The organism is Mesorhizobium sp. B2-7-1 (genome assembly GCF_006440735.1).
Lineage (GTDB): Bacteria > Pseudomonadota > Alphaproteobacteria > Rhizobiales > Rhizobiaceae > Mesorhizobium.
This window is the reverse complement of record NZ_VFUA01000093.1, coordinates 21102-28184: the sequence shown is the minus strand read 5'-3', so window position 1 is coordinate 28184 and position 7083 is coordinate 21102. Positions and strand designations below refer to the sequence as shown.

Sequence of the window (7083 nt, the reverse complement as noted above, 5' to 3'; positions counted from 1 at the left end):
TCTGGGACAACGACATGCATCAAAACAAAGACTTAAAGCGCGTCGCCTGAATCCGGTTCAGCGCGACGCGCTTTAAGAAAACCCAGGGTTCCCTGCCCCGGGCAAAAGCGCCGCCTCCAGCGGCGCTTTTCTTTTTGCCGGCAAGGTCAGGTCAGGAAAGGATTGGTCCGCCGCTCGTCGCCAAAACGGCTACCCGGGCCATGGCCGCAGATGAAACCTATGTCGTCGCCAAGCGGCAGAAGCTTGTCCTTGATCGAGGCGATCAGCGCGGCATGGTCGCCGCCAGGCAGATCGGTGCGCCCGACCGAACCGCGGAACAGCACGTCGCCGACATGCGCGAATTTGGCCGCGCGGTTGTAGTAGACGACATGGCCCGGCGCATGCCCAGGGCAATGCAGCACCTCGAATACATGATTGCCGAACGACACCGTTTCGCCTTCGGTGAGGAAGCGGTCCGGCACGCAGTTGCGCACGCCGGCGATGCCGTAGCGCCTGCCCTGGTTCTCGAGATTGTCGAGCAGCATCTTGTCGGCCGCATGCGGACCGACAATGTCGATGCCCAGCGCTTCCTTCAGCTCCATCGCGCCGCCGGCATGGTCGATATGACCATGCGTGATCCAGATCGCGTCGGCGGTGATGGCATTGTCCTTCAGCACCGACAGTATCTTGTCGACATCGCCGCCGGGATCGACGACGACGCCGGTCTTGTCGTCCATATCGAACAAAATGGTGCAGTTTTGCTGGAACGGCGTGACCGGCACGATGCAGGCATTGAGCTGACCCATGGCTTTCCTTCCTCGAGCAATTCCACGAAACGCGGGACACGGTCAGGCTCGGGTCTTCGCCGTAGCCCCCGTCCGGAATTGCGCCAAAAGAGATGGAGCGGTTTGCCGTCTCCGTGAAACGGTGAACCACTCCAAGTGTCGCCCTGATGTAGAGGCCATGGCCAGCCGCGTCCACCATCGGCGCCGCCTCTCTAAAAGAAATGGGCGGCCGAAGCCGCCCATGCCGAGGCCCGAGGGGATAATCCGGGGCCTATTTCTTCATGGCGCCCATGACCGCGCCGATGATGGCGGTCAGGATGGCGCCGCCGCCGGCGCCGCCGACGATATTCTGAATGTTCAGCGCGCTGCCCACCCCACCGGCCGCCGCCGCGGCCGCTGCCGGATCGACCGCGCCGCCGCCAAGCAGGCTGCCCAGGATGGCCGCGCCACCGACGCCGCCGATCGCGCCGCCAAGGATTTTAGGAAGCTGACCCAACGCCGCTTGCTTCAGCGCCGCGCCGACTGCCTGACCGCCGATAACACCCGTAATCACCTGAATAACGATCGCAACGAGCGTGTTCGTATCCATGTACCTAGTCCCTCCATAGCCGCCAGCCTCCTCGGGCCGACGACATCATGAGACGCCGAATTGTTCGAAAGTCAAATGCACAGGCGCTTAAATAAAAAGGGCGGCTCGAAAACCGCCCCTATTGCACAAAAAAGCTGTGACTATCGCTATTCTGCGGCAATCGCATGCTTAGGCTGCACCGCAGCCGAATAGTCGTTCATCAACGTCTTGGCTATCTCGCCGACTTCGAATCGGTACGGGCCGATCTCCGAAACCGGCGTGACCTCAGCCGCCGTCCCGGTGAGGAAGCACTGCTCGAAACCTTCGAGCTCCTCAGGCATGATGGCGCGCTCGATCAATTCGAAACCGCGATCCTTCGCCAAGCCGATCACCGTGCGGCGGGTTATGCCGTCGAGGAAACAGTCCGGCGTGGGCGTATGGATCTTGCCGTCCTTGACGAAGAAGATGTTGGCGCCGGTGGCTTCCGCCACCTGGCCGCGCCAATCGAGCATCATGGCGTCGGCGTAGCCCTTGGCCTCGGCGGCGTGCTTGGACAGCGTGCAGATCATGTAGAGGCCGGCGGCCTTGGACTTCGACGGCGCGGTGCGTGGATCGGGCCGGCGCCATTCGGCGACATCGAGGCGAATGCCCTTGAGCTTCTGCGCGGGGTCGAAATAGCTCGGCCACTGCCAGATGGCGATGGCGCAGTTGATGCGGTTGTTCTGCGCCGAAACGCCCATCTGCTCGCTGCCGCGCCAGGCGATCGGGCGCACATAGGCGTCCTGGAAACCCTGTTTCTTCAAAAGCGTCCGGCAGGCCTCGTCGATCTCGGCGACCGGATAGGGAATCTTGAAGCCGAGCAGGCGTGCCGATTCATGCAGGCGCTCATTATGCTCGGTCAGCTTGAAGATCTCGCCGCCATAGGCGCGCTCGCCCTCGAAGACGGCGCTGGCATAGTGCAGACCATGGGTCAGCACATGGACCTTGGCGTCGGCCCATTTGACGAACTCGCCGTTCATCCAGATGAAGCCGTCCAATTGATCGAAGGGAACGGATGCCATGGAAACCTCCCGCGGGCGGGCGCCCGCAAATCGTTGTGTTTTAAAGCCTTTCGTACCGGCCTCGCCACAGGGTCCGAAACGCTGGCCAATGCTTGAAAGCGTAGGCGGATATTCAATCCGTGGCAAACTCAGGAAGTTCCGGAAAAACGGCTTCCGCTTGCCTTTTCGTTCGCAATCCGCCGAAAAGCTTGTCAAAAATTATCATTGCTCGGAAATTACGTCAATAGTACTGACATAATTCCCGCCTTGCATGGAGAAATGATGACGGATCCAAGCCCCGCAGCCGGAAAACCGATCAGGACGGCGATCGCCGACGAGGACGGCATCGACTTCGCCATCATCGAACTGTTTTTCTTCGCCTACCGCGATTTCACCTCCGACCCGGACCAGATCCTTGCCGAATACGGCTTCGGCCGCGCCCATCATCGCGTGCTGCATTTCGTCAACCGCAGGCCGGGGCTCACCGTCGCCGAACTGCTCGATGTGCTGAAGATCACCAAGCAGAGCCTCGCGCGGGTTTTGAAGCAGTTGATCGACACCGACCATATCGTCCAGGTGCAGGGTCCGCGCGACCGCCGGCAGCGCGAACTCTACCCGACCGCCAAGGGTCGCGCGCTGGCCTTGGCGCTGGCGCGGCCACAGTCGCGCCGCATCCGTGCGGCATTGGAGGATTCCGGAGCCACCGAACGCGTCACGATCGAACGATTCCTGGAAGCGATGGTCAATCCGGAACTAAGAGCGCAGATCGACATTGTGCCTGCGCAAACATCGGGGAAGAACCATGGAGACCATTGAGAAGGTCGATCATCCGGCCGCGCCCGACGATGACGCGCCGCATCTTCTGGTTGTCGACGACGACACGCGTATCCGCAACCTGCTCAAGCAGTATCTGTCCGAGAACGGTTTTCGCGTCACCGTCGCCGGCAATTCCGGCGAGGCCAGGCGCAAGCTCGCCGGCCTCGACTTCGACCTTCTGGTGCTCGATGTCATGATGCCGGGCGAGACCGGCGTCGACCTTACCAAGGCGCTGCGGGCCGAGAAGAATGTGCCGATCCTGATGCTGACGGCGTTGTCCGAGACCGACAGTCGCATCACCGGGCTGGAGGCCGGCGCCGATGATTACCTGCCGAAACCGTTCGATCCGCGCGAGCTGATCCTGCGCATCAACAACATCCTGCGCCGTGGCGGCCCGGCGGCGACGCCGAAGGTGGAGCAGTTGGTCTTCGGGCCCTACACGTTCCAGATCGCCAAGCGCGAATTGAAGCGCGGCGGCGAGGCGCTTAAGCTGACCGACCGCGAGCAGGAAATACTCGCGATCTTCGCCGCGCGGGCGGGCGAGACCATTCCGCGCCATGAGCTGGTGGGCGATGAATCGGATGTCGGCGAGCGCACCATCGACGTGCAGATCAACCGGCTGCGCCGCAAGATCGAGCGCGATCCGTCCAATCCGGTGTGGTTGCAGACGGTGCGCGGTATTGGGTATCGGCTCAGCGTCGAATAGGTTACCGTCGAAGGCCCTTTGCTGAACGGCCATCGACGAGCGGAAGGGCGAATGGCGACCACGCAACTGGACAAGCCGAAAGCAGGCGGCCCCGGCGATCTCGCGCTGCGGACGCTGAAGGCGATGCCGCGCGCCTGGAACCGGTTCTGGCGCCTGGTCGCGCTCTATATGCCGAAGCGGCTCTACGCCCGCTCGCTGATCATCGTGATCGCGCCGATGATCCTCTTGCAGTCGGTGGTCGCCTTCGTCTTCATGGAACGGCACTGGCAGACGGTCACCCAGCGCCTGTCGCAGGCGACCATCTCGGACATAGCGGCCGTCATCGACATGATGGAGACCTATCCGCACGACGCCGACTACGCCAACATCATCCGCATCGCCCAGGACCGCATGCAGTTGAAGGTGGATCTGCTGCCGCCCGATCCGCTGCCGCCACCCGGCCCGAAGCCGTTCTTCTCGATCCTCGACGAGGCCTTGTCCTCGGAGATCACGAAACAGATCAATCGTCCGTTCTGGATCGACACGGTCGGCAACTCCAACGTCGTCGAGGTTCGCGTCCAGCTTGAAGGCAAGGTGCTGCGCGTCTTCGTGCGGCGCAGCCAGGCTTATGCCTCGAACACCCACATCTTCCTGATCTGGATGGTCGGCACCTCGCTGGTTTTGTTGATGATCGCCATTCCCTTCCTGCGCAATCAGATCAGGCCGATCCTGACGCTCGCCGAGGCCGCCGAGAGTTTCGGCAAGGGGCGACCGATGCCGCGCGATTTCCGCCCGCGCGGCGCCGAGGAAGTCCGTCGCGCCGGCTTCGCCTTCATCCAGATGCGTGAGCGTATCGAGCGCCAGATCGAGCAGCGCACCGCCATGCTGACCGGCGTCAGCCACGATCTTCGAACAATCCTCACCCGATTCAAGTTGCAGCTGGCGCTGGCCGGCGGCAAGTCCGAGACCAAGGCCGCGCTCAACCAGGACATCGATGACATGCAGTCGATGCTGGAAGGCTATCTTTCCTTTGCCCGTGGCGAGGCTGCGGAGGACACCGGCCGTTTCGACCTCAAGGCCTATTTCCAGAAGCTTGGCGAGGAAGCGCAATTGCGAGGCTGCAAGCTTACGACGGCGCTGACCGGCGATCCGGCCGTGCATGTGCGGCCGAACGCCTTTGCTCGGCTGCTGTCGAACGTCATCGGCAATGCTTTCCGCTATGCCAAGACCGTCGAGGTACACGCCAATCACGGTCGCGGCTCGCTCACCGTCACCATCGACGACAACGGGCCGGGCATCGCGCCCGACAAGCGCGAAGAGGTGTTCAAGCCCTTCCTGCGGCTCGACGAGGCGCGCAACCTCGATGCCAGCGGCACGGGACTTGGCCTGTCGATCGCCCGCGACATCGCCCGCAGCCACGGCGGCGACATCAGCCTCGAGGACAGCCCGCTCGGCGGCCTGCGCGCCGTCATCAAGGTCCCCGCCTAGCCAGAGCATGATCCCGAAAAGGTCAGCGTAGCAATAAGTGGAAGCCGGTTTTTGCTTCGCTGACCTTCGGTTCGGACAAGATCATGCTCAATCAAAAAACAGCTTCATCCGCCCGTCATGAAATCATGGTCAAGAGCGCGCATGAAGCGCGCGACCTTTGTTGATTCGGCCCTGCCGCCCCGCTTCGATCCCGTGCCCGCCCGGGTGCGCTGGAGCGAGGCGCGGGCTGCTGCCTGGCTGCCGTTCCGGCACTGCGCCGGCAGGAACTATCGCGGCAAAGGACCGTCATACATATCGGGATCGCCATGCGTATCCTGATGGTCACCGACGCATGGCGGCCGCAGGTCAATGGCGTGGTGCACACGCTGGAACGCCTCACCGAGGCGCTGAAACCCTTCGACGTCGAGCTCGATTTCCTGACGCCGAACCTCTTTCGCACCTTGCCCATGCCGACCTACCCGGACATCCGCTTGGCGCTGATCACGCCCGGCCATGTCGCACGCATGATCGAGGCCGCCAAGACCGAGCATATCCACATCGTCACCGAGGGTCCGCTCGGCATCATGGCGCGCCGCCATTGCCGAAAGGTAGGCCGCCCCTTCACCACCAGCTATCACACGCGCTTTCCCGAATATCTCAGCGCCCGCCTGCCGGTACCGGAGAGCTGGGCCTATAACTGGCTGCGCGATTTCCACAATTCCGGACAGGGCACGCTTGTCGCGACGCAATCGCTGGCGGACGATCTCGCGGCACGCGGCTTCAACAAGCTGAGGCCCTGGACGCGCGGCGTCGACACCGACCATTTCCGGCCCGACAAGCGCAAGGAGACCGGATTCCCTCGCCCGGTTTTCCTATGTGTCGGCCGCGTCGCGATCGAAAAGAACCTGGCCGCCTTCCTCGATCTCGACTTGCCCGGCAGCAAGGTTATCGTCGGCGAAGGGCCGGAATTGGCAAAGCTCAAGGCGCGCTATCCCAAGGCGCATTTCCTCGGCCATCGCCCGAACGACGAGCTGGCCGAGATCTACGCGTCGGCCGACGTCTTTGTCTTCCCGAGCCGCACCGACACGTTCGGCAACGTCATCGTCGAGGCTCTGGCCAGCGGAACGCCCGTCGCGGCCTATCCGGTGACCGGACCGATCGACATTGTCGGCGATGGCGTCGGGGGAGCCGTATCGAACGATCTCGGCGAAGCGGCGATGAAGGCGCTTCACGTGGATCGCGCAGAGGCACGCCAGCGCGCGATGCGCTACAGCTGGCAGGCCTGCGCCGAAATGTTCCTCGACGTGGTCGACGAAGCGCTGGGGATGCCAGGCAAGCGCGCCGATCAGGATCGGCTGGCTCCAGGTCGCCCCAGGCTCGTCCTAGAATAAACGCCCGCCGTCCGGCACCTTGCGCTCGATGGCGCCGAGCACGACCGCGCCTTCTTCATCGGGAAAGCCGAGCGTCAGCACTTCCGACATGAACGGGCCGATCTGGCGCGGCGGGAAATTGACCACCGCGAAGACCTGGCGGCCGACCAGCGTTTCGGGCGCGTAGTATTTGGTGATCTGCGCCGACGATTTTTTGATTCCGATCGCCGGGCCGAAATCGATCTTCAGCTTGAACGCCGGCTTGCGCGCTTCCGGAAACGGCTCGGCCTCGACGATCGTGCCGGCGCGGATATCGACACGGTCGAAATCGGCAAAGCTGATCTCGGGTTTGCGCTCGCTGCTGGAACTCATC

The 7083-nt window shown here is 62.9% G+C and carries 8 protein-coding genes; 4 read left to right on the top strand and 4 right to left on the bottom strand.

The window, feature by feature from the left end:
- Positions 1-146: 146 nt before the first annotated feature.
- The 3 genes from FJ471_RS26560 to FJ471_RS26550 all read right to left on the bottom strand — a co-directional run bounded on the left by FJ471_RS26560 (position 147) and on the right by FJ471_RS26550 (position 2393).
- Positions 147-785 carry an MBL fold metallo-hydrolase gene (locus FJ471_RS26560; protein WP_140807689.1) on the bottom strand — a complete coding sequence of 213 codons (639 nt, stop codon included), beginning with the start codon at positions 783-785 and terminating at the stop codon, positions 147-149.
- 250 nt (positions 786-1035) lie between these two features.
- Positions 1036-1353 carry a hypothetical protein gene (locus tag FJ471_RS26555; protein WP_140807688.1) on the bottom strand — a complete coding sequence of 106 codons (318 nt, stop codon included), beginning with the start codon at positions 1351-1353 and terminating at the stop codon, positions 1036-1038.
- A gap of 146 nt (positions 1354-1499) precedes the next feature.
- Positions 1500-2393: a branched-chain amino acid aminotransferase gene (locus FJ471_RS26550; RefSeq protein ID WP_140807687.1), complete on the bottom strand. Its 894-nt coding sequence runs from the start codon at positions 2391-2393 to the stop codon at positions 1500-1502.
- Between the two features lie 261 nt (positions 2394-2654).
- On the opposite strand from FJ471_RS26550, the gene FJ471_RS26545 reads away from it, so the two are divergent.
- The 4 genes from FJ471_RS26545 to FJ471_RS26530 all read left to right on the top strand — a co-directional run bounded on the left by FJ471_RS26545 (position 2655) and on the right by FJ471_RS26530 (position 6731).
- Positions 2655-3188, top strand: coding sequence for a MarR family transcriptional regulator (locus FJ471_RS26545; protein ID WP_181179750.1), 534 nt, complete (start codon positions 2655-2657; stop codon positions 3186-3188).
- Positions 3175-3894: a response regulator transcription factor gene (locus tag FJ471_RS26540; RefSeq protein WP_040989639.1), complete on the top strand. Its 720-nt coding sequence runs from the start codon at positions 3175-3177 to the stop codon at positions 3892-3894. The genes FJ471_RS26545 and FJ471_RS26540 overlap by 14 nt, the downstream gene beginning before the upstream one ends.
- A 51-nt stretch (positions 3895-3945) precedes the next feature.
- Complete coding sequence (locus FJ471_RS26535) at positions 3946-5361, top strand: ATP-binding protein (protein ID WP_140807685.1); 1416 nt, start codon at positions 3946-3948, stop codon at positions 5359-5361.
- 305 nt (positions 5362-5666) lie between these two features.
- Positions 5667-6731, top strand: a complete 1065-nt coding sequence (locus FJ471_RS26530; protein WP_140807684.1) for a glycosyltransferase family 1 protein — start codon at positions 5667-5669, stop codon at positions 6729-6731.
- Here FJ471_RS26530 and FJ471_RS26525 read toward each other — a convergent pair.
- A complete protein-coding gene (locus FJ471_RS26525) occupies positions 6723-7082 on the bottom strand; it encodes a tRNA-binding protein (protein ID WP_140807683.1) in 360 nt (119 codons plus the stop codon). The two genes, FJ471_RS26530 and FJ471_RS26525, sit on opposite strands and share 9 nt — an antisense overlap.
- Position 7083: the final 1 nt, after the last annotated feature.

Coding starts and splice junctions, on each gene's coding strand:
- FJ471_RS26525 (WP_140807683.1), bottom strand. CDS start 7,082: ATGAGTTCCAGCAGCGAGCGCAAACCCGAGATCAGCTTTGCCGATTTC.
- FJ471_RS26535 (WP_140807685.1), top strand. CDS start 3,946: ATGGCGACCACGCAACTGGACAAGCCGAAAGCAGGCGGCCCCGGCGAT.
- FJ471_RS26545 (WP_181179750.1), top strand. CDS start 2,655: ATGACGGATCCAAGCCCCGCAGCCGGAAAACCGATCAGGACGGCGATC.
- FJ471_RS26530 (WP_140807684.1), top strand. CDS start 5,667: ATGCGTATCCTGATGGTCACCGACGCATGGCGGCCGCAGGTCAATGGC.
- FJ471_RS26550 (WP_140807687.1), bottom strand. CDS start 2,393: ATGGCATCCGTTCCCTTCGATCAATTGGACGGCTTCATCTGGATGAAC.
- FJ471_RS26560 (WP_140807689.1), bottom strand. CDS start 785: ATGGGTCAGCTCAATGCCTGCATCGTGCCGGTCACGCCGTTCCAGCAA.
- FJ471_RS26555 (WP_140807688.1), bottom strand. CDS start 1,353: ATGGATACGAACACGCTCGTTGCGATCGTTATTCAGGTGATTACGGGT.
- FJ471_RS26540 (WP_040989639.1), top strand. CDS start 3,175: ATGGAGACCATTGAGAAGGTCGATCATCCGGCCGCGCCCGACGATGAC.